Annotated in this window: 25 protein-coding genes and 1 pseudogene; 5 read left to right on the top strand and 21 right to left on the bottom strand. The window is 72.6% G+C overall.

What is annotated here, in order from left to right:
- Positions 1-58: 58 nt before the first annotated feature.
- The 6 genes from AB0G84_RS21640 to AB0G84_RS21615 all read right to left on the bottom strand — a co-directional run bounded on the left by AB0G84_RS21640 (position 59) and on the right by AB0G84_RS21615 (position 6,074).
- Complete coding sequence (locus AB0G84_RS21640; RefSeq protein ID WP_361322980.1) at positions 59-1,246, bottom strand: ATP-grasp domain-containing protein; 1,188 nt, start codon at positions 1,244-1,246, stop codon at positions 59-61.
- Positions 1,247-1,330: 84 nt separating this feature from the next.
- A complete protein-coding gene (locus AB0G84_RS21635; protein ID WP_361322977.1) occupies positions 1,331-2,347 on the bottom strand; it encodes an iron-siderophore ABC transporter substrate-binding protein in 1,017 nt (338 codons plus the stop codon).
- A 65-nt stretch (positions 2,348-2,412) separates the two neighbouring features.
- Complete coding sequence (locus AB0G84_RS21630) at positions 2,413-3,225, bottom strand: ABC transporter ATP-binding protein (RefSeq protein ID WP_361322974.1); 813 nt, start codon at positions 3,223-3,225, stop codon at positions 2,413-2,415.
- Entirely contained in the window at positions 3,222-4,295 is a 1,074-nt protein-coding gene (locus AB0G84_RS21625; RefSeq protein WP_361322971.1) for an iron ABC transporter permease, read from the bottom strand. Before AB0G84_RS21625 ends, AB0G84_RS21630 begins: the two co-directional genes overlap by 4 nt.
- Positions 4,292-5,302, bottom strand: a complete 1,011-nt coding sequence (locus tag AB0G84_RS21620; RefSeq protein ID WP_361322968.1) for an iron ABC transporter permease — start codon at positions 5,300-5,302, stop codon at positions 4,292-4,294. Before AB0G84_RS21620 ends, AB0G84_RS21625 begins: the two co-directional genes overlap by 4 nt.
- A gap of 250 nt (positions 5,303-5,552) precedes the next feature.
- Positions 5,553-6,074: a DUF3841 domain-containing protein gene (locus AB0G84_RS21615; protein ID WP_361322965.1), complete on the bottom strand. Its 522-nt coding sequence runs from the start codon at positions 6,072-6,074 to the stop codon at positions 5,553-5,555.
- 110 nt (positions 6,075-6,184) lie between these two features.
- Here AB0G84_RS21615 and AB0G84_RS21610 point away from each other — a divergent pair, with 110 nt between their 5' ends.
- A complete protein-coding gene (locus AB0G84_RS21610) occupies positions 6,185-6,514 on the top strand; it encodes a hypothetical protein (RefSeq protein WP_361322962.1) in 330 nt (109 codons plus the stop codon).
- Positions 6,515-6,572: 58 nt separating this feature from the next.
- On the opposite strand, the gene AB0G84_RS21605 is transcribed toward AB0G84_RS21610, so the two are convergent.
- Together AB0G84_RS21605 and AB0G84_RS21600 are read right to left on the bottom strand one after the other, a co-directional pair.
- Positions 6,573-7,100, bottom strand: coding sequence for a hypothetical protein (locus AB0G84_RS21605; protein ID WP_361322959.1), 528 nt, complete (start codon positions 7,098-7,100; stop codon positions 6,573-6,575).
- Between the two features lie 223 nt (positions 7,101-7,323).
- Positions 7,324-8,142, bottom strand: a complete 819-nt coding sequence (locus AB0G84_RS21600) for a phosphotransferase (RefSeq protein WP_361322956.1) — start codon at positions 8,140-8,142, stop codon at positions 7,324-7,326.
- Positions 8,143-8,478: 336 nt separating this feature from the next.
- Between AB0G84_RS21600 and AB0G84_RS21595 the strand changes: the two genes are divergently transcribed.
- The gene (locus tag AB0G84_RS21595; protein WP_361322953.1) at positions 8,479-8,799 is read left to right on the top strand and encodes a hypothetical protein; all 321 of its coding nucleotides are present in this window, start codon (positions 8,479-8,481) and stop codon (positions 8,797-8,799) included.
- A gap of 192 nt (positions 8,800-8,991) precedes the next feature.
- Here the strand turns inward: AB0G84_RS21595 and AB0G84_RS21590 are convergent, their stop codons facing one another.
- Positions 8,992-9,270, bottom strand: a complete 279-nt coding sequence (locus tag AB0G84_RS21590) for a hypothetical protein (protein ID WP_361322950.1) — start codon at positions 9,268-9,270, stop codon at positions 8,992-8,994.
- A 588-nt stretch (positions 9,271-9,858) separates the two neighbouring features.
- A complete protein-coding gene (locus AB0G84_RS21585) occupies positions 9,859-10,725 on the bottom strand; it encodes a dienelactone hydrolase family protein (RefSeq protein WP_361322947.1) in 867 nt (288 codons plus the stop codon).
- A 455-nt stretch (positions 10,726-11,180) separates the two neighbouring features.
- On the opposite strand from AB0G84_RS21585, the gene AB0G84_RS21580 reads away from it, so the two are divergent.
- Entirely contained in the window at positions 11,181-12,131 is a 951-nt protein-coding gene (locus AB0G84_RS21580; RefSeq protein WP_361322944.1) for an SDR family NAD(P)-dependent oxidoreductase, read from the top strand.
- Positions 12,132-12,425: 294 nt separating this feature from the next.
- Here AB0G84_RS21580 and AB0G84_RS21575 read toward each other — a convergent pair whose 3' ends face one another.
- Positions 12,426-14,000: a TIGR03086 family metal-binding protein gene (locus AB0G84_RS21575; RefSeq protein WP_361322941.1), complete on the bottom strand. Its 1,575-nt coding sequence runs from the start codon at positions 13,998-14,000 to the stop codon at positions 12,426-12,428.
- A 566-nt stretch (positions 14,001-14,566) separates the two neighbouring features.
- Between AB0G84_RS21575 and AB0G84_RS21570 the strand changes: the two genes are divergently transcribed.
- Complete coding sequence (locus AB0G84_RS21570) at positions 14,567-14,872, top strand: hypothetical protein (protein WP_361322938.1); 306 nt, start codon at positions 14,567-14,569, stop codon at positions 14,870-14,872.
- Positions 14,873-14,919: 47 nt separating this feature from the next.
- Here the strand turns inward: AB0G84_RS21570 and AB0G84_RS21565 are convergent.
- From AB0G84_RS21565 to AB0G84_RS21555, 3 genes and pseudogenes are all read right to left on the bottom strand, one after another.
- Positions 14,920-15,341: pseudogene (locus AB0G84_RS21565) on the bottom strand (glyoxalase).
- A 250-nt stretch (positions 15,342-15,591) separates the two neighbouring features.
- Positions 15,592-16,410 (bottom strand): methyltransferase domain-containing protein, encoded by an 819-nt coding sequence (locus tag AB0G84_RS21560; RefSeq protein WP_361322935.1) that lies wholly within the window; start codon positions 16,408-16,410, stop codon positions 15,592-15,594.
- Positions 16,411-16,753: 343 nt separating this feature from the next.
- Entirely contained in the window at positions 16,754-17,074 is a 321-nt protein-coding gene (locus AB0G84_RS21555) for a hypothetical protein (protein WP_361322932.1), read from the bottom strand.
- Positions 17,075-17,335: 261 nt separating this feature from the next.
- Here AB0G84_RS21555 and AB0G84_RS21550 point away from each other — a divergent pair, with 261 nt between their 5' ends.
- A complete protein-coding gene (locus AB0G84_RS21550; protein WP_361322929.1) occupies positions 17,336-17,674 on the top strand; it encodes a hypothetical protein in 339 nt (112 codons plus the stop codon).
- A gap of 152 nt (positions 17,675-17,826) precedes the next feature.
- Here AB0G84_RS21550 and AB0G84_RS21545 read toward each other — a convergent pair whose 3' ends face one another.
- From AB0G84_RS21545 to AB0G84_RS21515, 7 genes are all read right to left on the bottom strand, one after another.
- A complete protein-coding gene (locus tag AB0G84_RS21545; protein ID WP_361322926.1) occupies positions 17,827-18,393 on the bottom strand; it encodes a hypothetical protein in 567 nt (188 codons plus the stop codon).
- On the bottom strand, positions 18,390-19,781 hold the full coding sequence (locus AB0G84_RS21540; protein ID WP_361322923.1) for a hypothetical protein: 1,392 nt from the start codon (positions 19,779-19,781) through the stop codon (positions 18,390-18,392). Before AB0G84_RS21540 ends, AB0G84_RS21545 begins: the two co-directional genes overlap by 4 nt.
- Positions 19,778-20,587, bottom strand: coding sequence for an ABC transporter ATP-binding protein (locus AB0G84_RS21535; RefSeq protein ID WP_361322921.1), 810 nt, complete (start codon positions 20,585-20,587; stop codon positions 19,778-19,780). The genes AB0G84_RS21540 and AB0G84_RS21535 overlap by 4 nt, the downstream gene beginning before the upstream one ends.
- 32 nt (positions 20,588-20,619) lie before the next feature.
- Positions 20,620-21,447, bottom strand: coding sequence for a zf-HC2 domain-containing protein (locus AB0G84_RS21530; protein ID WP_361322918.1), 828 nt, complete (start codon positions 21,445-21,447; stop codon positions 20,620-20,622).
- Complete coding sequence (locus tag AB0G84_RS21525) at positions 21,444-22,004, bottom strand: RNA polymerase sigma factor (RefSeq protein ID WP_361322916.1); 561 nt, start codon at positions 22,002-22,004, stop codon at positions 21,444-21,446. The genes AB0G84_RS21530 and AB0G84_RS21525 overlap by 4 nt, the downstream gene beginning before the upstream one ends.
- A 297-nt stretch (positions 22,005-22,301) precedes the next feature.
- Entirely contained in the window at positions 22,302-22,859 is a 558-nt protein-coding gene (locus AB0G84_RS21520; RefSeq protein WP_361322913.1) for an XRE family transcriptional regulator, read from the bottom strand.
- Between the two features lie 11 nt (positions 22,860-22,870).
- Positions 22,871-25,285, bottom strand: coding sequence for a helix-turn-helix domain-containing protein (locus AB0G84_RS21515; RefSeq protein ID WP_361322910.1), 2,415 nt, complete (start codon positions 25,283-25,285; stop codon positions 22,871-22,873).
- Positions 25,286-25,377 lie beyond the last annotated feature (92 nt).

Here is a 25,377-nt window from a genome sequence, read left to right as displayed (position 1 = left end):
TCGGCGGGTCCGGCCGCCGCACGCTCGGACAGCACGGTGGTGGTGTCGGTGCGGGCGGTCACGCTATCTCCCAGCGCTCGGCGGCGAAGAAGCCGTCCACGGCCCGGTCCACGGCGCTCCGGTCGGTGCCGGTGGCCCGCAGGACGCCGAGGTAGTCGCGGTTGGTGCGGTGGTGGGGGTGGTCGGCGCCGACGGGGCGCAGCGGCCGGTAGGCCAGCCGTACGCCGTCGGTGACGCGGTCGGTGGCGGCGGGCGCTGCGGTGAGCGTCCCGGCCCGGTCGGCGAGGGCGTACTCCACCCGGCCCGCGCCGTCGGTGCGGACGTCGAGGTCGGCGGGCAGCGGCTCGCCCAGGTGGGTGCGCAGCACCAGCTCGAACAGCGGTATGCCCAGGACCTGCGCGAGCAGCAGGTCGCACTGGTCGCCGATGACGCGGTAGTTGACCTCGATCAGCCGGGCCCGGCCCTCGTGCACCACGAACTCGGTGTGGCAGGCGCCGAAGCCGACGCCCAGCGCGTCGAGCTGGGCCAGGATCTGGGCGGTGATGGACTCGGGGTGGGCGTGGACGTAGTCGTGCCGCTCCTCGATGAAGGCCGGCGGTGCGGAGACCGTGGTGCGAAAGCCGCCCAGCACATGGCGTACCCGGCCGTCGCCGAGGGTCTCCAGGGTGCACAGCTCGCCGGCCAGGAACTCCTCGGCGACCAGCGCCGCTTCCGGTCGCCGCCGCTGGATGTCCTGGGCCAGGGCCAGCAGTTCCTCGGGGCTGTCGGCGGGCCGGACGTCCTCGCTGGCCACGCCCTCGCGGGGCTTGACGACGCAGGGGAAGGGCAGGTCGGCGGCGAGCAGCGCGGCGGGGTCCTCGCCGGGGGCGAGTTCGGCGGACCGTACCCGGTCGACGCCGGCCGCGGCGAGGTGACGCCGCATCTCGGCCTTGTTCTTGGTGCGCAGCGCCGCCCGCCAGTCCTTGCCGGGCAGCCCGAAGTAGTCGGCGACCAGGGCGGCCTGGGTCTGCAGGTGGTCGCTGTTGGTGAACACCGCGTCGGCCGGGTGGTGGGTGGCGATGCGCGTGATCACGGCACGGAAGTCACGGACGTCGCACTCCAGGACCTCGGCCTCGGTGCCGGTCTTGCGGTGCGCCTCGGGTTGGTCGGTGAGGATCGTGACGTCGAGGCCGAGGTGGGCGGCGGCGGGGAGGAACCCCTCGGTGACCGAGTCGGTGGGGTTGAGGGCGAGCAGATACATCCGCATGAGCGGGACCCCTTCGGGATCAAGGGTGGTGCAGGGGGCGTCGGGGGCGGGGCGGGCCGGGGGGAACGGCCCGCCCTGGGCGGTTCAGCTCTTGGGCAGCGGCACCCCGGTGGCCTTCGCCACGTCGGCGAGCATGTGCTCGGCGGCCTGGATGCCGATGCCGGACATCCACGTCTCGTCGGGCACGTCGAAGACCTTGTGGTTCTTGACGGCCGGCAGGTCCTTCCAGACCGGGTTGGACGTGACGTCCTTCTGCTGCGTCTTGCTGGGGGTGTCGGCGACGGTCACGAACACCAGGTCCGCGTCGGCCTTGTCGATCTGCTCGGGGCTGACGTCGACCATGGTCTTGACCGGGTCGGTGGAGCTCTGGGACTTCGGCCGGGCCAGGCCGATGTCGTCGAGGACCACGCCGCTGTAGGAGGACTTCTGGTAGAGGCGGGTCGGGCCGGCGACGAAGCGGACGACCGAGGCCGACGGCATCTTGCCGTGGTACTTCTTCTTGATGGCCGCGCCCAGCGCCTTGGCCCGGTGCTGGTACTCCTGCAGCTTCTGGTCGGCCTCCTTCTCCAGGCCCAGCGCCTTGGCGTGCACCTTCAGGTTGGCCTTCCAGGGGCCGCCGGTGGTCTCGGTGAAGACGGTCGGCGCGATGGCCTGGAGCTTGTCGTAGATCTTCTCGTGCCGGACCTTGGAGGACAGGATCAGGTCGGGCTTCAGGGAGATGATCTTCTCCAGGTTGGGCTCCAGCAGCGGACCGACGTCCTTGACCCCGCCGATCTCGTCCTTGAGGTAGGAGGGGAAGCCGCCCTCGGTCTTCATGTGCGGGGAGACCGCGCCGACCGGCTTGACGCCGAGGGTGGTGACGTCGTCCAGCTCACCGGTGTCCAGCACGACCACGCGCTTGGGCTTGGCGGGGATCTTCACGTCGCCGCCCATGGCGCTCTTGACGGTGCGTGGGAAACCGGCGCCGGCCTTGCCCTTCGCGGCGTCGTCGGCGGTGGAGGAGCCGTTGCCGCAGGCGGTGAGCGAGGCGGCGCCCAGGGCGACGGTGAGCGCCGCGGCCGGCAGCCGGCGGGTACCACGGAGGGAGCGTCTGGTCAGCATGAGGTGTCTTCCTTGAGGGGGAGGAGGGAACGGGAGGGGACGCGCTCGTGGGGGAAAGCGGTCGGTCAGGCGGTGACGGCGGTGTGCCGCTGCGCACTGCTCTTGGGGACGACCAGCGGGGTGCCGGTCTCGGGGTCGGGGATCACCCGGCAGTCCACGTCGAACACGGACTTGACCAGCTCCGCGTCGAGGACGTCCGCCGGTGCGCCGGCCGCCGCCAGCTGCCCGTCCTTGAGGACCACCAGGTGGTCGGCGTAACGGGCGGCCTGGCCGAGATCGTGCAGCACCATCACCACGGTGCGGCCCGCCTCGGAGTGCAGGGCGGCGACCAGGTCGAGGACGTCGAGCTGGTGCCGCAGGTCCAGGAAGGTGGTGGGCTCGTCGAGGAGCAGCAGGTCGGTGTCCTGCGCCAGGGCGAGGGCGATCCAGGCGCGCTGCCGCTGGCCGCCGGAGAGCCGGTCGACCGGCTGGTCGCGCAGCTCCGCGGTGCCGGTGCGCCGCAGCGCCTTCTCCACCGCCTGCTGGTCCGCCGCCGACCAGGGGCTCAGCAGCCGCTGGTGGGGGTAGCGGCCGAGTCGTACGAGCGCCTCGACGGTGATCGCGTCGGGGGTGACCGGCTGCTGGGGCAGCAGCCCCATCCGCAGGGCCAGCGCCCGGGCCGGCATCCGGTGGATGTCGGCGCCGTCCAACGCGACGGTGCCGGCGGCCGGTGCCAGCAGCCGGGTCAGGCCGCGCAACAGGGTCGACTTGCCACAGGCGTTGGGGCCGACGACGGCGGTGACGGCGCCGCCGGGCAGCACCAGGTCCAGGCCGCCGACGATCAGCCGGTCGCCGTAGCGCAGGTCGAGTCCGTGGGTGGAAAGCTGGTTGGCGGTCATCGGACACTCCTGTTCACGGAACTGCTCTGACGGATCATCAGCACCAGGAGCCATGGCGCTCCCAGGGTGGCGGTGACCACGCCGACCGGCAGTCCGCCGATCGGCAGCAGGTACTGCGCCACCAGGTCGGAGGCGAGCAGCAGCACGGCGCCCGCGAGACCGGACAGCGCCAGCGTTCCGGCGGTCGGCGGCCCGGCGAGGAACCGGACCATGTGCGGTACGGCCAGCGCGACGAAGGCGACCGGCCCGGTGAGCGCGGCGGCCAGCGAGGCCAGCACGATCGCGATGACCAGGACCTGGAGCCGGGCGGCGTTGGTGCGCAGGCCGAGCGCACCGGCCGAGTCGTCGCCCAGGTCGAGCACGGCGAGCCGGCGGTGCAGCGCGAAGGCGGCCAGCAGGCCGACGGCCACCGCCCCGCCCGCGGACCACACCTCGGGCCAGGTCCGCCCGTACACCGAGCCGGTGGTCCACTGCAGGGCCGAGCCCGCCAGCTCGGTGGGGAAGCGGACGACCATGAAGCTCACCGCCGCGGACAGGCCGGCCTGGACGGCGAGACCGACCAGCACCAGTCGGGTCACGCTGGTGCCGGAGCGCCAGCCGAACACGCCCAGCAGCACCGCGGCGAGCAGCCCGCCGCCGAGCGCGGCCAGCGGCATCAGGGCCTGCGAGGCCCCGGCGGCCAGCATCGCCACCGCGCCGAACGAGGCTCCGCCGGTGACCCCCATGACGTCGGGTGAGGCGAGCGGATTGCGGAACAGCCGCTGGAGCAGGGCGCCGGCGGTCGCCAGCCCCGCCCCGGCGACGATCGCCGCGACCATGCGGGGGGCGCGGAACTCCTGGACCACCAGCACCGTGGCGGAGTCGCCGAGCCCGAACAGGCCCTTGACCGCGTCGACGGGCGGCAGCGGCATATCGCCGTTGGCCACCGACACCGTCACCAGGGCGCACAGCACCAGCAGACCGACGGCCCCGATCAGCGCGGTGCGGCTGCGTCCGGCCCTGCGGCCGGGGCGGCGGGCGGTCTCCGCCGCGGCGCCGTGCAGTGCGGAGGTGCGTACGAGGTCGTTCATCGGGCCACCTTCCGGGCCAGCAGCGCCAGCAGGGGCGCGCCGAGGAACGCGCTGATGATGCCGACCTGTAGCTCGGACGGCCGGATGACGATGCGTCCGAGGATGTCGGCGCCGAGCAGCAGCAGGGGTCCGGCGATCAGGCAGCCGGGCACCACGATCCGGTGGTCGGAGGTGCGCAGCAGCTGGCGGACCAGGTGCGGGGCGGCCAGTCCGATGAAGGCCAGCGGACCGGCCACGGCCACCGCGGACGCGGCGAGCAGGACGACGGCGAGCCCGCCGGCGGCGCGGATGCGGGAGACCGGTACGCCCAGCGCCTGCGCCGAATCGTCGCCCAGCGCCAGCGCGTTGAGGGCCGGGGCGAGAGCCAGGGCGAGCACGATGCCGACGAGGAGGGTCGGCAGCAGCGGGTAGAGCACCTCCAGCGGGCGCTCGGACAGCGAGCCGGCCAGCCAGAACCGCGCCTCGTCCAGCGACCGCTTGCTGGCCAGCATGACCGTCGACGTCCAGGACAGCAGGACGAGTTGCAGGACGGTGCCGCCCAGCGCGAGGCGTACCGGGTCGAGGTCGCCGGCCCGGCGGGCCAGCGCCTGGGCGAAGAGCGCGGCCAGTGCGGCGCCGGCGAAGGCGAACCAGATGTACTGCACGGGCCGGGTCAGGTGCAGGGCGTAGATCGCGGTGACGACGGCGAAGCCGGCGCCCGCGTTGATGCCGAGCGTGGTCGGGGAGGCGAGCGGATTGCGGGTGATGCCCTGAACGACCGCCCCGGCCACCCCGAGTGCCGCGCCGACCGCGAGCCCGATGACCGTGCGCGGCAGCCGGAGGCCGGTCACCACGATGGCGTCCCGCCCGTGGCCGGCGCCGAACAGCGCGTCCCAGACGGTGGAAAGCGGCACCGAGCGGGCACCGACGGCGAGGCTGAGGGCGGCACAGAGCGCCAGCGCACCGAGCCCGACCGCGAGCAGCGGTACGCGCCGCAAGAGGTGAGCGGCGGGACGCTTTTCGGGCACAGGGGGTGCAGTGGCGGGTGGTTTGGTCGTCGACACGCGTCGTTACATTAGGTTAGGCATACCTAATCCCGCAAGGCCCACCCGTAGAAAGTGATCAACTGTCCCTTTTGTCTGGCGCGACAGCTCCTCAATCACCCAGCACGCGTCTGACCTGGGGTGACCTACCCAGCGGCCCACCCGCCCACTCGGCCGGAACTCCCGGCGCACACCCCGGCGCACGAAGGCACCGGAGCGCACGCCGCGGTCGGGGCTACAGGAAGCCCGGCGGTACGGAGACGAATCCCTCCGGCTCCGGCCCCGGTTCCAGTGGCCGGATCCCGACGACCCAGGACGCCCGCACCACCGGAAGGCAGGCCTGTACCCGGCAATCGCTCCCCCGCTCGTCGTCCGGGCCGATGGCCCAGTTCATGGCAGGCGCGGGCGCCCCCTCGAGGACGTCACAGAGGAAGTCGTTCCACCGTCCGTACGCACTGCACAGCACGGAGGCGTCCGGGACATCGAGGTCGAGGACCACCACGCCACGCTCCCACTCGACGGGGCTGAGCAACAACTGAGCCGTCAGCAGCACCCGTTCACCGCCGGCGTCCGGCTCGGCCCAGGCCCACACCGGTGGCCTGCCACCGCAGTCGATCCCCCGCCGATGCATCTCGGCCACCATGACCTCGTACGCCGGACGCACCCCGGGAGCAACGCGCTGCCAGTCCCCCGTCAACCGGCCCTCCTGCTCCAGGGTCGCCAGGACGTCGCCGGGTTGCACGGTCCACACACGCATACCGCTCATGGTGACACCCACTCGCCGGGTCCCCGACTCCCGGCCAAGGCTCCGGGGGTGAGGATGCGTGGGTGGTAACAGATGCCGAATGGAGAAGGATCCGGGAGGGCTTGCGCTTCGGGCAGGCCTATGAGGGGACCGTCGTGCGCGTGCCGCGTCCCGGTGCGATCGGGATCTTCGTAGACATCGGGCTGGAGGTCGGAGGCTTTGTCGACGTCGTGCTGCTGCCCGATCTGAGTGAGCACTGGCCGGCCGAGGGCACGGTCACCGGATTCGAGATCTGGTGGGCCGACCGCCGGAAGCAGATCCGCCTGAAGCCGTCCGATCCCCGCTATCTGTGCGCGGACTTCGCCGACTTCGTGGCGCGCTTCCGGCCCGACTGGCCGTCCGAGGTCGGTTGCGCCGTCGAGGCCCCGGGCCGCCACTCGCTGAGGGGGTAGCGGCCCGAGGCGGGGAGATCAGGCCAGGCTCACTGGGGCCAACTGAGGCCTGCTCAGGTCAGACCTTGGTGAAGCACATCGTGTAGTCGATGCCGCGGGACTGGGTGACCTGGATCTGGTAGGTGTACGGCGAGCGGCACTCCTTGCCGGCGCCGTAGAGCCGCTCCCCCGCCTTGTACTGGGCTTCGGAGGAGCCGCAGTCGACGATGGTCGGCAGCGGGTCGCCGTTCGGATGCTCGACCTTCACACAGTCGCCGGACTGCGGGTCGTGCGTCTTCTCCTCTGCCCTCTTGGCGGCCTGGGCGGCCTCCTTCTTCGCCTTGCCGCCCGAGGGGTTGGTGTTGTAGTCCCAGACGTACCAGCCCACGCCGCCGAAGACCGCCAGCACGATCACGGCGGTGATCAGACCGCGCAGCAGGCTGGGCTGGGGCGGACGCTGCTGCGGGGGTACGGGAGCGGGCTGCTGGGCGTACCCGTACGGCTGTTGCTGCTGCCCGTAGGCCTGCTGCTGCTGTCCATAGGGCTGTTGCGGGTGCCCGTAAGGCTGCTGCGGCGGGTGGTTCTGGTAAGGCGGCGGTGCGGACATGGTGCGAATCCCCCATGAATGACGGCAGAAAGTGGAAATCAGCGTGCGGCTGATCGAAGCAGCAGGCTACCCATGGGGCGAACGGCACAGCGATCCGGGGCTCTTGGCGAACGCTTTACGCGCCAAGGGACATCCCGAGGCCCCGTGGTTCGCTTTACCGGTGAACGTCGACCTCGGGGGCGCACGGCCGTGTGCGGCAAGGCAACCGGTCCACGAGCGGCTGTCAGAGCAAGCGGTCCAGCAGCCGCTCGGCCTGCCTCTCCGCCGTGCCGGCCGGATTGCGGGGCCTCGTCGCGGCATCACGCGTCAGCAGAAACAGCCACACCAAAGCCAGCAATCGCCGGCACTCCCGCAATCGCACCGTTTCCGCCGGAGTGAGGTCGAAATGCCCCAGGAACGCGGAGACATCCAAGGGGTGTTCCACCCAGCTGCTCACGTGCTCGATGATTTCCGCCAATTCAAAGGCGCGGTCACTGCGACCGGATTCTTCGAAGTCGACGACCTGTACTCGGACGCCGTCCCACAGGTAGTTCGCGAGATTGCCGTCTCCCGCACCGAAGACCGCCGGCACCTCCCCCGTCGTGCGGACGTCCGCCCCCGACCGCGCCAACCAGGCGAGCCCGGCATCCATGGCCTGCCGCACCACGCCGGTCGCCTGGGGGCGGACCGTCACGCCCCACCGGCGCACGCGCACGATGAGCGCTCCGAGGTGCCCCTCCCGTACCGGGACCTCCCTGACGATGTCGGACGGCACGGCCGTGTGGATCCTGGTGACCGCCCGGGCCAGGGCGTCGGTCCGCTCGCGGTCGAGGGCAGCGCCCCGGAGGGGTACGCCGGCCAGCCGGGACATCACGACGGTGGGCTCGGCGGCCTCAAGGTCCGCCTCCCACGGCCGCGGTGCGAGCCCAGGGGCATGGGCGTGCAGCAGCGTCAGGGCACGCCACTCACACACGGCACGGCCTCGCTCCACCGCCGGAAACCGTTTGATCACGCGGTCAGCGGTCATCTCGATCGCATGGCCGCCCCATTGCCCCGGTTGCATGGGCAGTGATCCTGCCAGACCTCGCGGGCGAGCACGGGCGGAGGGGCGCACGGGTCCCAGGGGATGCACGCTCGCCATCGACCCGAGTGCGTACGCCTGGGCCCACCGTGCCTCGTGCCTCGTGCCTGGTGCCTCGTGCCCGGTGCCGCGAGGCTTCGGGGCCGCGGCGCGCCTCCGGCCGCATACGCTGGGGCTCCCGCCGGCCCCGGCGTCTGCGGCCGGTGGCCGAAGGGTGCTGTCGGTGTGGTGGGACTCCTCCCGTCACCGGTGCCGGCTCGCGCAGACTCGGCACAAGCATGCTCAGCACTCCCCGACCCACGACAGGAGCCGATCCGGATGACCGAAACCCATCAGAACCCCGCGACGGCACAGCCGCTGTTCCGCGCGGACGCCTTCGTACGTGACGGCCACTGGCACCTGGAGATCGCCAGCCTCGACAGCGAACCGGAAACCGGCGACACCGAAGCGCTGCTGGTGACCCTCTGGCCGGTCGACGCCACACCCGATGGGGACGGCTTCCCCGCCGATGCGCTCCGCGAGCAGCTACTGGACAACGGATTCGCGCCGACCGGTCCCGTACGGGGCGCCGGCGGCTGGACCCCGGCCGGCGAGGACCGCTACACCGCCTCGTGCCGACAGACGTACGACACCGCCTGAGCGGCCGTCCCCGGACGACCGACCCACCCGACCGCCTCTCCTCCCGCCTGCCCTCAACCTGCCTCGCCCGTAGTGGCGTTGGCGCCCCGCGAACCGGCCGCCCAGGCCCGTTGCTCCCCATGCCAAGGCGGGCGAGGGCAGGAGCGGCCTGGGGGGCCTGGCGGTCCCGTTCGAGCGCCGTGGTCCACCGGCCTATCTACGGACCGGTGTCAGACACAGCCTCAGCGTCGTCACGCTCCCCTTGGTCCTCTCGTACTCGCTGAAGCCGTCGGGGCACCGGTCACCCGTGGGATTCCGGATCGCGACCTTGTACTCCGCCTTGCTGCCGGCACACTCGACGACGGTGAGCGAAACGTCGTCACCCGACCCGGTCTTCTGCACACAGTCGCCAACGTCGGCCGCATCGACGGTCGTGTCGACGGGCTTCTCCCCGTGGTTCAGGAACCACGCGGCGGCCGCGAAGGCGGCCACCAAGACAAGGGCGATGACGCGTGCCCGTGTGGTGTTGCCCGGCCGGCTGCCCTGCGGCAGCACACCCGGCACGGGGGCGAAGCCGTTTTGCGGGGGTACTGCCTGACCGTTGGGCGGTAGCGGCGGAGCGTACGGGGCACCGTAGGGGGACTGTGCCGGCGGCCCGTACGGGACCTGCCCCTGTGCCTGCCCCTGGCCCTGGCCGGGCTGGCCGTACGGGCCGGGCCCGGGTGGTGGGCCATAGGGGGCCGGGTTGGGGCCGGGCTGGCCGTAGGGGTACGGGCCGCCAGGAGGCGGCAGATGTGCGGACAAAGGAGTTTCCCCCAGATGTGGTTGCCGTTGCGTCCACCGAGCCCGTCGTCCCCTCGGTCCGTCGTTCGGTCCATTGGTCCGTCGATCGGTCCGTCGTTCGGTCCATCGGTCTGTCGGTGGCCACGCCACGTTACCCGCCACCGGTGCACACCGACGCCTTCCGGCCAGCGGCCGCGCCCCTGCCACGAGGAGCCGGCCGCATCCGCCGGGCCGGGCCGCCCGTCCGCCCGTCAGCCCGCCGGAACCGGCCGTCAACCGGAACCGGCCGTCAGCCCGTTACGCCCCGTCCGGAGCGGCCGGGGCGTCCTCGGTCGGGTCGTGGTGCTCCGTCAGCAAGCGGCGGCGGAAGAGGTCGAGCACCTCGTCCAGAGCCGCACGGGTCGGCTGGCCGGGCTCGTCGATGAGGTGCTCGGTCAGTACGGAGTGCGGCGACATCGCGGCATCGGGATTGGCCGCGCTGTCATCGAGTTCGACGGCGGTGAAGGCGTCGCCGAGTTCGCGGCGCAGGAACGCGAACCGGTCGCCCGGCACCAGCCGGTCCCCTCGGAAGCGCAGCCCGAGGACCTGAAGACCCTCACGTTGGCAACGGGTCCGGACGGCGGCGAGTTCCCCGGCGGAGATGTCGATGCCGGCGGCCTGCCGCTTGGTGAGGGCCATCGGCATCGACGGCTGGGACAGCACGGGGGCCAACAAGCGGTCGTCCACGGCCATGGCGAGGGCGAAGCCGCCGGTCATGCACATGCCGACGGCGCCGACACCGGGGCCGCCACAGCGCTCGTGCTCATGGGCGGCCAGGGCCCGCAGCCAGGTCACCACCGGCGAGGACTTCCCGGTGGCCATCGTGGTGAACTCCCGGCTCACACACACCTTTCCGATCGATGAGGCCAGATAGAGCCCCGTCTTCAGCTTCCCGTCGGTGTTCGGATCAGCGCTGCGGCCGGGCGTACCGAAGAGCACCGGGAGCACGGCGGTGCAGCCGATGGCGGCCACCCGCTCGGCGAACGCCAGCACCTTGGGCGTGATACCGGGTATCTCCGCCATCACGATCACCGCGGGCCCGGTACCGCGCCGCAGGATCCGACGGGTCACTCCGCCGTGGCTGAAGGTGCTCCGGGCGAAGCCGGTCAGGTCGTGATCTGCCATGGGTTCCCACCGTCTTGGTCGTGTGCTGCTGAGGACGCTGTCGGGTACGGCCCGAAACCGGTCGGGCCGCGGGCTGCCGGGTGCGGTGCGCATCTCTTCGGGCCGGAGCCTCGGCGGCACCCGGCGTGGTGCGGCGGATGCGAGCCTACTCACTGGTCACTTCCGTCGCCGGCCACTTTTGCGGACGGCCGCCTTCGCGCCCGATCGGTTCCGCTGTGGCCGAGCACCCCAGTTGGCCATTGAGCGCTCCGGTTGGCCAACGTGAGGCTCAGCGGCACGGTGCGACAACGGGCCAGCACCGCATCGGCGGGATGCCGGCTGTATGACGGGACTGTCGGTGATCCGTAGGCGATGTGTAGGCGCGGTGTAGGCGGTCGCTGGAACCGTGGGGTCGAGCTGCCCAGCGCAGCAGCTGCAGCCGCAGCCGCCTTCAACAGCAAGGGGTCCCCGTCCTCATGTCGTCCACGCCCGCCGCCCTGCCCTGGGATGTCCAACGGCTGCCTCGCGCCGATGACAGCGTCTTTCTGGTCACCGGCGGCAACGCCGGCATCGGGTACTTCGTCGCGGAGCAGCTGTCGGCAACCGGAGCCACCGTCGTACTCGGCAGCCGGAATCCCGCGAAGGCCGAGGTCGCCACGGCCTCGATCCGTGCGCATGTCCCTGGCGCGAGGGTGCGGGCCGTACAGCTGAACCTCGCCGACCTCTCGTCGCTCGCAACGGCGGTGGAATCACTGGAGGTGGCACGCCTCGATGCGGTGGTCCACAACGCTGGCGTCGCGCTTGACGCCCCACCGCGCAGGGAGACCGGGGACGGTCACGAGCTCATGTTCGGCACGAACCACCTCGGGCACTTCGCACTGACCCAGAGGTTGATGCCGCTGCTGTCGGCTGCGCCGGCGGCCCGTGTTGTGACCATGGGCAGCTTCGCGGCGAAGTCCGAGCGGCTCGACCTGGACGACCTGCAGTCCCGGACGGGCTACCGGCCCAAACGCACCTACGGACGCTCCAAGTTGGCGCAGATGTACTTCGGCGTCGAACTCGACCGCCGGCTGCGTGCTGCCGGCAGCACGGTGGCGAGCGTGGTGGTCCATCCCGGTGGCGCGCTGGACTCCCTCACCCCGTCACGGCCGCCGCTCCCTGTGCGAACTGCCGGCGCACGGCTGAGCGCGGCACCCGCGGCCCTCCTCGTCCAGGGCAAGCACGCCGGCGCATGGCCCGCGGTCCGGGCGGTGCTCGACCCGGCCGTGTGTGGAGGCCAACTGTGGGGACCGCGCGTCTTCGGCCTGCGCGGCGAGCCCCGACGTGAACCGGTGTGGAACCACCTCACCGACAGCTCCGTCGCGGCGCGGTTGTGGGACGCGAGCTGTGATCTGACCGGCGTCGACTTCGGCACCGTCCCCGGATAGCCCCGGCGCGCGCGTCGGCAACCAAGCGGGGGGGGAGGCCCCCCGGCCGGACGGGGGACCGGCCGGGGGACCTGTCCCGCATGTGCCCCGGTCCGTAGGGAACAAACCGGTTCCGGGCCGGGACGCCAACCGAGCCGCAGGGACTTCCGGCCACCGCCCCACCGGCCACGGCCACGGCCACCAGCCACCGCCCCACCGGCCACCGGCTAACCGCTAGCGCCTGACGGCTACCGGGCGCCGGGCACATGGCACGAGGCACCAGGCACCAGGCACCAGGCACCGACCAGGTGGCAGTCAGGTGACGGTGCGGCCGAGATAGCCGGCCAGATGGTCGAGGGCGGGTGCCCGGTGAGGTACGGGCCGGGGCGGGGCGAAGGAGCCGCCCGTGCTCCGTGGCTGGTCACCGTAGATCTGCCGCACGACCGGAAGGGCCGACTCGGCGAGGTCGGGAACGAGGTCGCGCGGGTGCCCGATGGCCGTGGCCAGGTCCCAGCCGTGGACCAGCATCTCGATGACCAGTTGCTCGACGATCCGCCGGCCCGGTGCCGGCCCATAGCGCTGCTCCAGCATCCCGGGACGGCCGAAGGCGGTCAGTGCGATCTGTGCGGCGGCGTGGAAGGCCCCGACCGGGTCGTCGCCGAGGTGATCGGCGGTGGTCCCGATGGGGGGAGTGCCGTTGGCCAGCCCGGCCCACAGCAGGTTCTCCCGGACCAGGTGGTCCAGCAGGGTGCGTACGTCCCAGTCCGCGCAGGGCGTCGGCCGGCCGAGCTGGTCCGGGGCCACGGCACGGATGAGCCCCTCCACCACGATCAGGACCCGCTCGCAGGCGTCCAGCACTCCCGTGGGCTGCCATGCGTCGGCCCCGGCGTCGTACAGGGAGCCGAGCTCCTCGGCCCGGGCGCCGGGGACGGGGTGGGCGCGCAGCGCGGTCTGCAGCCAGTTGCCCGCCGCGGCGAGGCCGGGGTAGGCGGGCTGGCCGTTGATGGTGCACAGCAGTTGCCCGTACCGCTCGACGACCGGGTCGGAGACGACGTCGAGTTGTTCCCGCAGCAGGCGCCGGGCGGGGGCGCCGTCCGTGTCCGGGACATCGCAGTTGTGCGCCTGTGTGGGGATCCAGGCGGCGACGATGGCGGCGACCACCGGGTCGGCCGCCGGTGAGTCGGGGGCGATGCCCTCCTGCATCGCCGTGTTCACCCGTGCCGTCCAGTCGTCGGTGAGCCGCCGCGCTTGTTGCAGTGCGCACTCGTCATGGTCGCCGGGTGCGTGCTCGGCGGCGTACTGGGCCATACGCCGTATCCCGGTGCGGAGTGCCGGATCCGCCACCAGTTCGCTCAGCTCGATCCAGGCGTCGACCTGCTCGTCAGTGGGGTCGTCGGAGAGTTCCGGGGCGGCTGCCAGCAGTCCGCGGCGGTAGGCCGGGACGTCGAGGTCGCCGAGCGTCTCGGTGAGGAACGTGTGGATGAGCGCGCGGCGTTCGGCGGCGGACAGGCGGGCGGTTCGGGTCATCAGGGCGAGTCCTTCGGCAGTGGTGGTACGGCGGGTGACGGAGCGCAGCACCGCCTGTTGTGTGCGCAGCGCGCGGATCTGGGTTTCCAGTGCGTCGGCGTGCGCCGCGGCCACCTCCGCCAGGGTGTGTTCGCGGTCGAGGACGTCACGGATCGCCGGGAGTCCCAGCCCGAGGTCCCGCAGGGTCCGGGCCAGCTCCAGGCGGGCCAGCGAACCGGGGTCGTAGCGGCGGTACCCGGCGGCGGTCCGCCCGGCGGGCGGCACGACCCCGGTGTCGGACCAGTGCCGGATGAGCTTCACCGACAGCCCGGTCTTCGCCGCGACCTCCCCGATGTTCCACAGCGCTGTGTCGTCGACGTGCATGGGCCCTACCTTCGGCTCTCCCATCGGGGGAGAGTCAACCTCTCTTCCGAATTGTTACGGCGTGCCCCCTCTCCCCGGTTTTCCCCAGGTCTCCCCGGATTGTCGTGCGGAGCGGAGGCCGGCCATGCGCCGCAATCGGGCCCCGCCGGCGGGGCCGGGCGCGGTGCGTCGGGGAGTGCTCCAGCGGCCGAGTACGGGCCGCCCGAAGGGCGCCTGGGCCCGCCCTCCCGTGCGACGGCCGGGCCGTCGCCCATGGCTCAGGCCGAGAGCCTCCGCCCCGAGACTCCCCTCCCCCGAAGGAAGGTGAGGAAGGTGGTGTCCGTGAAACCGCGACCCCGCGAACACCGGGGAGAAGGGCGGGTCCACCGCCTCCCGGCACCCCGCCGATGCCACCCAGGAGGCCTGGAAGGTCCTCGCACTCGCCAATGATGCGGCCAAGCACGCCGACGCCAAAGCGGGGGTCACACTGGCCGCGACCGGACTCATCGGCGGGACGCTCTACCGGTCCGTCCAGAACGGGGAGCATCCCGGCGCCTTCCTCGTCGGCAGCCTGGCGGTGAGCACCGTTGCTGCTGGGCGCCGGGCTGCGCTCCGCCTGCGCACTGGTGCCCCGGGCGCACGGCAAGGGCGCCCCGTCCAGCCTCGTCCACTTCGAGCGGGCGGCCCGGGCCCACCCCACCGGCACGGCGTACGCCGACGGCCTCTCACGACCGTGCAGCCGCCCCCACCGGCCCCGCAGGGCGCGAGCTTCCACCCAGCAGCCACCCGGTCCCCCGCCCCCGGTCGCTCAACCGCCCAGCAACCGAGCCCCACACGGCGCCCTCTCGGTCGTGCCCTTGCTGCTGACCGTGCCGCTGACCGTGCTGCCGTGAAAGGCATGCTTGAAGGGCCGACCGGGGCGGCAGTGGCCCCGGCCGCCTCAGCGACGGCCGGGGGCCCGCGGCTCCAGGAACTCGAGCCGGTTGCCGACCTTGTCGTAGGCGTAGAAGCGGTCGTGGCCCGGGAAGTCGTCGTCCCATGTCACCTCGTGACCCCGCTCCTGCAACCGCTGGGCGAGCTCGCTGAGGGAACGGACGAGGATGCCCGGGTGAGCCTTGCGGGCGGGGCTGAAGTCCTTTCCACGCCGAGGTGAACTTCCAGGCCGCCACCGCGGAACCAGCAACCGCCGCGGGGCGCCAGCGCCGGCGGCTTGGCCACCTCGGCCATGCCCAGGACGCCGCCCCAGAACTCACGGCACAGGTCCTCGGCCCCCGGCGGAATGGCCAACTGCACGTGATGGAGGCCGCCGAAGGTGTAGTCCCCCGCGGCCTCGCCGCCGGTGGAGCCGTTCTCGCTGCCCATTCCGTCCCCCTCGATCGAATCGGTACCGGGCACCAGGCACCAGATGCCCGGTACGTACCGGCACCAGATGCCCGCGTACGTACTGACTGCGCCCCGCTGCGACCAGCTCCGACCGCCCGGTGCGCGGCGGCCTGCCCACGGCATTCCAACTCGCCCTACCGCAAGGGTGGTTCGCCCCGAAGGTGCGCTCCGTGCCGTACGTCCCGCGACGGGCGACGGGGCGGCACCGCACCGGCCCGTCCGTCGGTCCTCAGGGGCGGCGGCCCCACGCGGAGATCATCGGGGAAGTGGCGAGGTCGAGGCGGCCCGACGTGACGTTCGCGAGGTGCCGGTCGATCTCCTCGTCCGTCGCGAGCCCCGCCGCGACCAGACCGTCGCGCACGTGTCGGACCGTCGCCGCCTCCAGGACGTCGCAAGCCGGGGATGTGATCGGGAAGTAGGCGTCCGCGGTGACCTCGGTCAGTCCCGCCTCCCGCAGCAGCCGCGGGAGTTTACGGCCGTAGGCCAGGTCGGCGCCACGAGCCGCCAGCAGCGAGCGGAACCCGGCCCGCAGCCTGTTGGCCAATGCCTGCTCGGGCCCGTACTCGTCCAGGCAGATCAGCGGCTGCGATGCCGGATCGGCGTCTTCCAGCAGGAGCCAGCCGCCCGGCCGCAGAGCCCCGACCATCGCCCGCAGGGCCCGTTCCCGGTCGGCCACGTGCACCAGCACCAACCGTGCGTGGACGAGGTCGAAGCCGCTCCCCGGCGGCTCGTCCCGGCCCACGTCGTGGCGCAGCACCTCGATGCCCCCTCCGGCTGCCCGCTCGGCCCAGGAGGTGTCGATGTCGGTCGCCACTACCCGACCGGCCCGCCCGACCCGGTCGGCCAGCCATGTCGCCACCGAGGGGCCGCCCGCCCCGACCTCCCAGCACTGCCACCCCGGGGCGACCCCCAGTCCCTCCATGTGCCGAAAGGTGGTCGGGTCGAAGAGCTCGCCGAGCGCATCGAATCGGGTGCCCGCCTCGGGCTGTGCATTGTCGAGAAGGTAGCCGCCGTCGTTGCGGGGTTCCTCGGGTGCAGAGCGCGTCATGAGGGGATTGTCCCCCTCCAGTACGCCCCGCCGCACGGCACCACCGACCTCCGGAACGTCCCGCAGTTGCGCAGATCCCGTCAACCGTGCCCCTGGGGCCCGCCAAAGACCTGGCATGCCCTGGCCAAGCCCAGTGAGGCCCTGTGAGGCACGGCGAGGCCCTGTGACTCTCGGGAGAAACGCTCGCGGGCGGCACCCGGTCCGTGAGCAGCAGCTCGCACAGCAGAATCCGTGTAACCCGCTCCGGCGCTCCACCAACGGCCTGAGCTGCCCAGCAGCCCCGACGGACAGAAGCTGCGTCAGAAGCCGTGCGCCGGGCCATGACGGAAGTCGCTTCAACCGGTCACAGACCAGCGACGTCCCTGGCCCTCTTCAGCACGGAGTCGAGCGCGTCCACCACGGCGTCGTGCCGCCTCGCGCGCGCCGCCCGGTCCGCCGGCACCAGCCGCGCGGCGGCCTGCACGGCACAGGCGTCCGGGTCGCCGAAGGCGGTCCGCGGGTGCTCTCCCGTATCCGCACAGTGCGCCGTGATGTCCTTGACGGCCTGGAGCACGACGGCCCGGTCCACGCCCGGCTGCATCACCAGCCGTACCTGGAAACGCGCCATCCACTTCTCGCGGTCCTTCTCCCTCGCCGCGTCCGTCGTCTGGTCCTTCTTCGCCATGTGCTCTCCCGGGTGATCGGCAGCCGTCCGTCATGGAGTTGGACGCCGGGGCACCGAAGTGGGTTGCGGAAGTTGCGGAAGCGAGAATCCGAGATGGCCCGCAAGGCTGCGGCAGGCACGCTCCGCGGCACAGCCATGGAGATGTCTGCAGGGCAGGACGCCGTGGCTTCGGGCGGGGCCGCGTGCGTGTTGGCGGGTCGCTGAGGAGCGGCCGGCCCGGGCGCGGTCGCGGGCCGCACCTCCAAGTGGGCCCTGGAGGGGATGAGCGAGGCCCTCGCCCAGGAGGTCGGCTCGTTCGGCATCCACGTCACCCTCGTCGAACCCGGCCCCTACGGCACCGACTGGTCAGGCGCCTCCGCGGCACGCACCGAGCCGCTCCCCGCCTATGAGCCCGTCCGCGTCGCGCGCCGGGCCGGCGCGTCCACCCGCGCGCCCCAGGACCCGCGGGCCACCGCCGCCGTCGTCCTCGAACGCGTCGACACCGACGCACCACCCCTGCGGCTCTTCCTCGGCACCTATCCGTACCCGGTTGTCGAGGCGGCCTATCGGAAGCGGCTCGACACTTGGCAAGACTGGCGGCACCTCGCGTCCCGAGCGTGACCGGCACGGAGCGGTCGGGCGCTCCGTGGCGCCCGGTGTCTTTGCCCACCACCCGCTGCACACCCCCGTCCGCTGGCGCGCAGCGGGGCGGTGACCGAGCGCTTCAGTTGGCGAGCTTCGTCAACTGAAGCGCTCGGGGCGTGGCATGCCCGTTACCGTCTTGGTCCTGCTGTGGCGTACAGCACGGTGCCGGTCGCCAGCAAGGCCCACGCGGTCGCGGCGGACGCCGTCGTGGCGGGGGAAAGGATCATCCAGCCGCCCACCTCTCCCGCGATGCCGGGCGGAACCGGGACGACGAGGGTGAGCGCGAGCCAGCCGATCGGCAGGGTCCATGCGAACTGTGCCCCGCACAACACCGCCCCGAGCGCGGCCAGGCCGGCCAGGCCCGCGCTGTCCTGGACGACGAGCGCGGCCGGGGCGAGCTTGACTCCCGCCGCCTGGACCGCCAGCAGCGCCACCCCGGCGACCGCGCCGGCCAGCAGCACATGCGCCGCCCGCCGGGGCATCCACCGGATCGCGGCCGTCCGGTCCAGCGCGGCATCCTGCCCGCCGAGCCCGACGGAAGCGGCTGCCACGTTCGCGGTGAGGACCAGGACCGCGATCCCCAGGTCCACCGGTCCTGGACCGTTGAGGGCCCACACCGCCAGCGCGACGAGCGCGACCGCGGCGGCAGAGGTGGGCACCTGCCGTGAACGCGCGTACAGCATCAGCCATCTCATGGGGATGCCTCCCCCGTCAGCGCCGCGAGCTCGTTCTTGCAGGAGAGCGCGGCGGCATGCGTCTGGGCGATCCGCGAGCGCTGCTCGGCCGGTGGCAGGGCCGTCAGCTTCTCCCAGGCGGCTTTGGCGTTCGCCCATGTGCGCTGCGAGTACGCGTAGGTGTCCGGCGTCCACAGCGGTTCGAAGTGGCGATCGCCGAGGGCCCAGCTCGCGGCGATGCTCTGTGCGGGGATGTCGAGCTGGCCCCCGCCCTCCCAGGGGGTGCGTGGTTTGCAGTTGGGTGCCAGGCCCTGGGCGACTAGGAGGCGGGTCAGTTCGGCCCCCGCCGCGTGGGCGATCAGCGGGTCGTCGAAGTCGATCAGCACCACGTCGCCGGAGAGTTCGCGTGGGTCGCCGAGCGCGCGCAGCTCGGTGCCCTCCCGCACCGAGTTGGGCGCCTGGTCACCGAGGGCGTTGTGCAGCACGCGCAGCGCCTCCTTGCCGCGCGGCGCGAGCTCGGGCAGGCGTGAGCGGTGTGCCTGCGTCACGCACACCGGTCCGTCGCAGATCAGGGTGGCGGCGGCCTTGTCGACGACGTAGGTGTCGCGGGGAGCGGCCGGCAGGATCAGCAGGGCCAGCGCCGCGCCGGCCAGGACGGGGGCCACCGCGAGCAGCCGGGCCCGGCGGGTGGCGGCCGACAGCAGTGCGAAGCCGGTGGCGAGCAGGCCGAGCAGCCAGAGCGTCTGACCGAGGTGCACGGAGTTGGACAGGGTCAGCAGCATCTCCCGCGGCTCCGCGGTCGCCGGGGACAGCTGGGTGAGCCGGTTCGGCGCGATGCTCGACGGCAGTGCCCCCTCATTGCTCTGCCGCAGGAGGAGGGCCGTCAGCAAGAAGAACACCGTCAGGGCCGGCGGGGTGAGCACGGAGGGCACAGCCCGCGCGACGCCCATGCCGAACACCGCCCCCGCGACGAGGGACAGCGCCGCCACCAGCGAGATCGGCAGCCACCCGAGACTTGTGTAGGTGGTGGCGCCGAGGGCCACCTGGACTGCGCCCACCAGGACGAGGAGGCCGAAGCCCAACGCCAGCGTGAGCGCCATCGCACCGGCCGGCAGCGCCGCACGGCGCCAGGCCGGCAGCGGCGTGGTCATCAGCAGTTCGGCCGTCCGCGAGCGGGATTCGCGCAGCCCGAACACCGCTCCCATGCCCACCACGAGCGGCCACCAGAAGACCAGCAGGTACCGGGTCCACAGGGCCATTGAGGTCCACTGGGCCGTCCACCCCGCGGCGCCCTGCCACCAGATCCCGTCGATTAGGCAGAAGACCGCCAGGCTGCCTGCCAGGACGACGACGCCGGGCCACGGGGCGACGGAGCGCTTCAGTTCGATGCGCAGAACACGTCCGGTCACCAGGTGCCTCCCTGCTGACCGGAGTTGCGGAGCAGCGCCGAGTAGCCGCGCTCCAGGGGGCTGTCGCCCGGGTGGTCAGGGCCGCCCGCCGCGGCCAGGTCATCCGGCGTGCCCTGGAAGACGAGGCGGCCGTCGGCGAAGAGCACCACGTCGGAGCAGGCGGCCGCGACGTCCTCGACCAGGTGGGTGGAGACGACCACACAGGTGTCGCGGCCCAGTTCCTGGAGCAGCTCGCGGAAGCGCAGTCGCTGCGCCGGATCCAGGCCGACTGTCGGCTCGTCCAGCAGCAGCACCGCGGGATCGTTGACGATGGCCTGGGCGATGCCGGCCCGCCGCACCATGCCGCCGGACAGGGTCTTCATCCGATGGTCGGCGCGGTCCGCCAGGCCCACCCGTTCCACGGCCCGCTGGACGGCCCCGGGGACGAGCGCCTTCGGAACCTCCTTCAACCAGGCCATGTACTCGACGAACTCACGCACCGTGAAGCGCTTGTAATAGCCGAAATCCTGCGGCAGGTAGCCGATCCGGCGACGCAGGGCCCGGTGGTCGACCATCCCGCCCACGGAGGTGCCGAGCATCTCCAATTCGCCCTCAGTGGGGCGCAGCACGGTGGCCAGCGTCCGGATCAGGGTGGTCTTTCCCGCTCCGTTGGGCCCCAGGAGGCCGTGGGTGCCGGTGCCCAGGGATAGGTCGAGCCCGTCGACGGCCATCTTCTTGCGTCCGACGCGTACTCTCAGGCCGTCGGCCCGGATCTCCCAGGCGTAGGTTTTCGGCGCGGTGTCGGCCGCGCTCGTGGTGGGCGTCATGCGGTGGTCCCTTTCGAGGGTCGATGATGGTTTCACAGCGTTGAGTACGCGTTTTTGCGGGCGATCACGGCGCCGATGCCGAGCGCGAGGAGCAGCCCCCACACGTGCAGTTGGTCGGTCTGGAGGACAAGCCGCTGGACAAGGGGGACGTGGCCGGTGACCGATGCGGGTACCACGGCGACGACGCCCCACGCGACCGCCAGCCCGGTGGCGGCGCGGGTCACGCCGACCACGCTGCCCAGCGCCAGGGCGGTGGAGGTGAAGGCCAGGGAGGGCAGCAGCCACTGCGCGGCCGTCACCGTTCCGGTCAGCCATCCCCCCACCAGGAGCCCGGGCAGGACCACCACGAGAACCGCCGTGGTGCGCCTGAGGAGCAGGGGCAGGCCGGCTCGGGCTGTCGAGGCCGTCAGTTCGTGCGCCGGGTCCAGGCCGCGCGACCACGATGCGGCGACACCGCACAGCGGCAGCACGGGCGCGATCAGCGACACGGGAGAGACGCCGCCGAAGAACGTCGGCGACGCGACCGCGTCCAGCAGCAGCGCCATCAAGGTGACGACGCCGGTCATGGCCAACCACGGGGCCATGACCGGCGTCAGCCAGGCCGAGACCCACCTCGGGCGGCGTCGCCGCGAGGGCGCCCTGACGGCCGCGTCCAACTGCGGTTCCAGACCGGCCCGGACGGTGTCGAGGAGCGCGGCGATGCCGGGCGCCTCGGTGGCCACACAGGCCGCCAGGTGGCTCCGGCACGGCGCGCACGTCTCCAGATGGGCCTCCAACGCCCATACCGTGTCCGCGGCCATCGTCGCGTCACCACGTGCGTAGTCGTCGATCAACTGCCTCGACGCGTGTTCCCCGCTCATGTCAGCGCCTCCCGCATCGCGATCCGGGCCCGGCGGGCGCGGGTCTTGACCGTGCCTTCGGGCAGTTGGAGCAGGACGGCGGTCTCCCGGATGGAGAGCCCGTCGAGCACCGTGGCCTGTAGTACCTGGCGGAGTTCCGGCGCCAGTTGCCGCAGGGCGTCGCCGACGTCGCCGCCGACGGTCCCGGCGAGTGCCTCTTCCTCCGCCGCGGGCGCCACAGCCCGCTCGGCGGCGGCGACCGGCGGTTCGGCGTGGTGGGCACGGCGCCGGAACGCGTCGACGAGGCGGCGCACCGCGATCGTCCACAGCCACCCGACGGCCGTCCCGCCGACCGCGCTCCCGGCGAACGCGCCGGCCGCGCGCCACACCGCCAGATAGGCCTCCTGCATGACCTCGGCGACGATCTGCTCGTCCGCGCAGCGGCGGCGCAACCGCACCGCCAGCCACGGCGACGTGCGCCGGTACAACTCGTCGAACGCCCCGCGGTCACCTCTGGCCACCAGCCGGACGAGGCGTTCCTCGTCCAACTCGTCCAGTGCTCTCCTGCGTGATCTCACACCAGCCAGACGCCCGATGCCGCGCGCAGGTTTTGCATCTGCCGTGAGCTGCGTCACAGTGTCACGCGCGGAGGATTGCGATCTCCGCGAAACCCGGTCGCCGGCTTCGACCCGGCTCGTGGTGAACTCTGGCGTCTCGCGGTGCTTCGCCCTCCTCGGCGCAGCCCTGGCCGAGTACGCCGACTGATGCGCAGTCACAATCGATGCCGAAGGTCCAGCCCGCCAACTGAAGCACTCACTCGCCAACCGAACCGCTCAGTCGCAGGGGCGGTGAAGCGGAGCGGTCACGCCGCACCGCTAGAAGTCGAGCTCCACGTAGTCGATGTCGGTGAACTCCACCAGCAGGCCGTCGGCACGGCGGCCGCGGTCCTTGAAGTAGATCTCCTGCAGGCCCTCGGCGGCGATGGTGCGCAGTTGCTCCTCGGTCGCGCCCGCGGCCTGGGCGTCGAAGAGACGGGCCGCGTACGAGGGCGGGAGGTGCTGGGTGATCAGCCGGATCCGGCCGTCGTCGGTGCTGCCGGGTGCGGCGGTGAAGCCGAAACGCGCCCTGGTCTCGATGGTGATCCCCGTGCGCTGGGCCGCGCGCTGCTGGGCCCGGCGTCGCACCCTGGGCTGCCAGCGGCGGCGGACCTCGCGTTCCATGCGCGCGGCCAACTCCGGGCGGGGCCGGCGAATCTGGTCCTTGACGTACCGCTCGACCGTGCGCTGGGAGACGCCCAACAGGTCGGCGACGGCTCTGGTCGAGCCCTTGAACTGCCGGACGAGGAACCGCACTTGCGCGCCGGCCGACCTGGGGACCGGCCGGGTGGCGGTGTTCGCGGCGGCCTGGTCCAGGCTCTCACCGAGAATGCCCATCAGCGGTGCTCCTACTCTCCGTCAGCTGCGGCGTCGGTGCCCTTGATGTGGCGGGCCGGGTTGAGCGCCTCGTCCTCGATCATGGCAGCCACCCACAGGAAGTCCTGCGTCCCTTCGTGCTTGACCATGCCGGGGCTGACACCGAGGCGGAAGCCGCCGGGCAGCGGTGCGCCCTCGGGCGTGCGCGGAAGGAAGTCGAGCGGGCCGGGGCCGTGCGCGAGGTAGACGGCGCAGTCCGACAGGACCGCCACCGGGTACCGGCCGACTGCGGCGAGCTTGGCCATCTTGCGGTGCATATTGGTGCGGGCCTTACCGATCAGCTCCGCCCGGATGTGCGGACTCCAGGTCGGCCGCTCCAGCGCCGGCCACCGCTCGCCATAGGCGTGCTTCGCGCTCTGCGGCCGCTCGCGCAGCTTGCCGATGCCGCCCTTGACCGTGGACTTGATGGCGGAGAGCACGGCGGACCGGCCGGGGTCCGCCTCCTTGTGGCCGGCCATGGCGGCGAGGAAGTCCCGCTCGCTCAGGCCGGTTTCGACGCCGAGGTCGGCCATCGTGGCCAGGTACGCGTCGCGCAGCCGGGTGTACCAGGGGTCCAGGTAGGCGCCGTGCTCGTAGCGGACGTACGCCTCGGCCGGGGCGACCGGGTGCCCGAGCTCCACGGCGTAGGCCAGGGTCGAGGTCGAGTACCAGGCGGGGCCCTCGGGGCGGGTGCCCGTCGGGGTGAAGGGCGAGGGGAGGCGTGGGTCGAGGTCGAGGTGGGAGAGGTCGGCGAGCCAGGAGCCGGGCAGCTTGGGGTCGAAGGCCGGGTTCGTCAGGTGGGTGGCCGGGCCGAGGCCGACGTTCAGCCGGTTGGCGGCCGCGGCGAACGCCATGTTCACATCGATGCCGACGGCGTGGGTGTAGCCCCGGGCGCACTCCTCGTCGGTCAGCGGACGGAACCAGTCGTACGCCTCTTCATCGAGGACCTCGTCCGGCGTGCGCTCGTGGAAGCGCGGGTAGCGGGCGGTGACGACCGGGTGCTCGGCAGGGGCTTCCGGCGGCGCCGGGTCGACGGGCCGGGTCAGCGAGCCAGGCATCGGGCCGGACACCCACGAGCCGGTGCTCTCGTCCTTGACGGCCCGCGTCGGCGGCCGCAGCGCACTCATCAATTCCAGGCCGCACACGGCGGTCGACCCGCGCGGGGTGAGCACGCGGGTGGCGTACGTGCCGAGGACGGCCGCGACATCGGCCGCCGGCAGCTGACCGGTGCCGCCCCAGGAGCGGGAGTCCAACGCGCCCCACGGCAGGACCGCCAGCTGGACGCACTGCCGGGTGCCGCCCTCGGCCGGACGGTAGATCCGCGCCCACGGGCCGAAGCCGCGCCGGGTCAGCTGCCACTTCGCCCGGGTGAGCTGCTTGACGACCTTGTGGTCGTCGGGCAGCCGCAGCCCCCGCCGGTCCGCCAACTCCGTCGGCAGACCGAGCCGTTCGGCGGCCTCGGTGGTCAGCACGATCAGCGGGTCGGAGTCCTTGCCGCTGCGGTGCAGCCGGGGCGCACCGAGCCTGCTCTCGGCCAGGGTCCACTTCACCAGCGCCGGCAGGGTTGTGGCAGGGCAGTTGAGGACCAGGCCGCCGACGCAGTAGAGCGAGCCGTCGCCGTCCAGTACGCCGAGCGGGCCGTTGGCGAAGCGCGGGTCGGGGCGCTGGTCGGGGCGCCGATCGCCGGTGGTCGTGGCGGCGCCGGCCGGCTTGCCGGGCGGGGTCTTGCGCACGGCCGGGCGTCGGGGGGCGGTCCGTTTCGGGGCGGGCGCGGGCGCCGTGGGGGCGGCGGGGGCGATGTCCGGTCCGGGGGCGGGTGCGGCGCCCGACGCCGGGGCGGGCGCGGGGTCTGCTGCCGGTTCGGGTGCACGGGGCGGGGTGGTGACGGCGGCAGGCGGGGTGGAGGGGGCGGGTAGGGCGGAGGGGGCCTCGCCGCCGCGTGCGGCCGCACCGGGGGCGGGTGCGCTGGGGGCAGTCGCGTCACCGACGGTCGTGTCGGAGGAGTTCGTGTCAGAGACGTTCGTGTCGGAGGCGTTCGTGTCTGAGGCGTTCGTGCTGCCAGCGAGCGGGCCGGGCGTGGCCGCGTCACCGACGGCGGTGCCCGGAGCAGCCGCTTCACCGGCGGCCGGATCGGAGGTGGTCGCGTCGGGGGCGGAGAAGCGGGCGGCAAGGCCTTCCAGGAGGCGGGCGTAGGCGGCGCGTTTGGGCGGCCGCGGCTCGGTGCGCCCGGCCTCCCAGTTTCCTACGGCCTCGCGCCGCGCCTGGAGTGCCTTGGCGACCTGCTCCTGGCTGAGGCCGGCCGCCTCCCGCAGACGCTTGCGCTCCGCGGGCGCCGGCAGGGGGTCCTGGGCGACCTGATCCAGCAGCGCGTCCACCGCGCTGAACAGGGCCATCTCGTCGTGGGACACGGCGTCACCTCCGCCCCGACCCTATCCGAGCGCTCTGCGAACCGCAGGCGGGACACACATGGGGCGCGTATGAGACGCACACGGATACGCAC

Origin of the sequence: Streptomyces sp. NPDC020742, assembly GCF_040641675.1 — a bacterium.
Taxonomy (GTDB): Bacteria; Actinomycetota; Actinomycetes; order Streptomycetales; family Streptomycetaceae; genus Streptomyces.
The sequence above is the reverse complement of the archived record's forward strand: the minus strand, read 5'-3'. Positions and strand labels throughout refer to the sequence as shown.

Coding starts and splice junctions, on each gene's coding strand:
- AB0G84_RS21640 (WP_361322980.1), bottom strand. CDS start 1,246: ATGCGGATGTATCTGCTCGCCCTCAACCCCACCGACTCGGTCACCGAG.
- AB0G84_RS21635 (WP_361322977.1), bottom strand. CDS start 2,347: ATGCTGACCAGACGCTCCCTCCGTGGTACCCGCCGGCTGCCGGCCGCG.
- AB0G84_RS21630 (WP_361322974.1), bottom strand. CDS start 3,225: ATGACCGCCAACCAGCTTTCCACCCACGGACTCGACCTGCGCTACGGC.
- AB0G84_RS21625 (WP_361322971.1), bottom strand. CDS start 4,295: ATGAACGACCTCGTACGCACCTCCGCACTGCACGGCGCCGCGGCGGAG.
- AB0G84_RS21615 (WP_361322965.1), bottom strand. CDS start 6,074: ATGCGTGTGTGGACCGTGCAACCCGGCGACGTCCTGGCGACCCTGGAG.
- AB0G84_RS21605 (WP_361322959.1), bottom strand. CDS start 7,100: ATGTCCGCACCGCCGCCTTACCAGAACCACCCGCCGCAGCAGCCTTAC.
- AB0G84_RS21600 (WP_361322956.1), bottom strand. CDS start 8,142: ATGCAACCGGGGCAATGGGGCGGCCATGCGATCGAGATGACCGCTGAC.
- AB0G84_RS21595 (WP_361322953.1), top strand. CDS start 8,479: ATGACCGAAACCCATCAGAACCCCGCGACGGCACAGCCGCTGTTCCGC.
- AB0G84_RS21585 (WP_361322947.1), bottom strand. CDS start 10,725: ATGGCAGATCACGACCTGACCGGCTTCGCCCGGAGCACCTTCAGCCAC.
- AB0G84_RS21580 (WP_361322944.1), top strand. CDS start 11,181: ATGTCGTCCACGCCCGCCGCCCTGCCCTGGGATGTCCAACGGCTGCCT.
- AB0G84_RS21575 (WP_361322941.1), bottom strand. CDS start 14,000: ATGCACGTCGACGACACAGCGCTGTGGAACATCGGGGAGGTCGCGGCG.
- AB0G84_RS21560 (WP_361322935.1), bottom strand. CDS start 16,410: ATGACGCGCTCTGCACCCGAGGAACCCCGCAACGACGGCGGCTACCTT.
- AB0G84_RS21555 (WP_361322932.1), bottom strand. CDS start 17,074: ATGGCGAAGAAGGACCAGACGACGGACGCGGCGAGGGAGAAGGACCGC.
- AB0G84_RS21550 (WP_361322929.1), top strand. CDS start 17,336: ATGAGCGAGGCCCTCGCCCAGGAGGTCGGCTCGTTCGGCATCCACGTC.
- AB0G84_RS21545 (WP_361322926.1), bottom strand. CDS start 18,393: ATGAGATGGCTGATGCTGTACGCGCGTTCACGGCAGGTGCCCACCTCT.
- AB0G84_RS21535 (WP_361322921.1), bottom strand. CDS start 20,587: ATGACGCCCACCACGAGCGCGGCCGACACCGCGCCGAAAACCTACGCC.
- AB0G84_RS21530 (WP_361322918.1), bottom strand. CDS start 21,447: ATGAGCGGGGAACACGCGTCGAGGCAGTTGATCGACGACTACGCACGT.
- AB0G84_RS21520 (WP_361322913.1), bottom strand. CDS start 22,859: ATGGGCATTCTCGGTGAGAGCCTGGACCAGGCCGCCGCGAACACCGCC.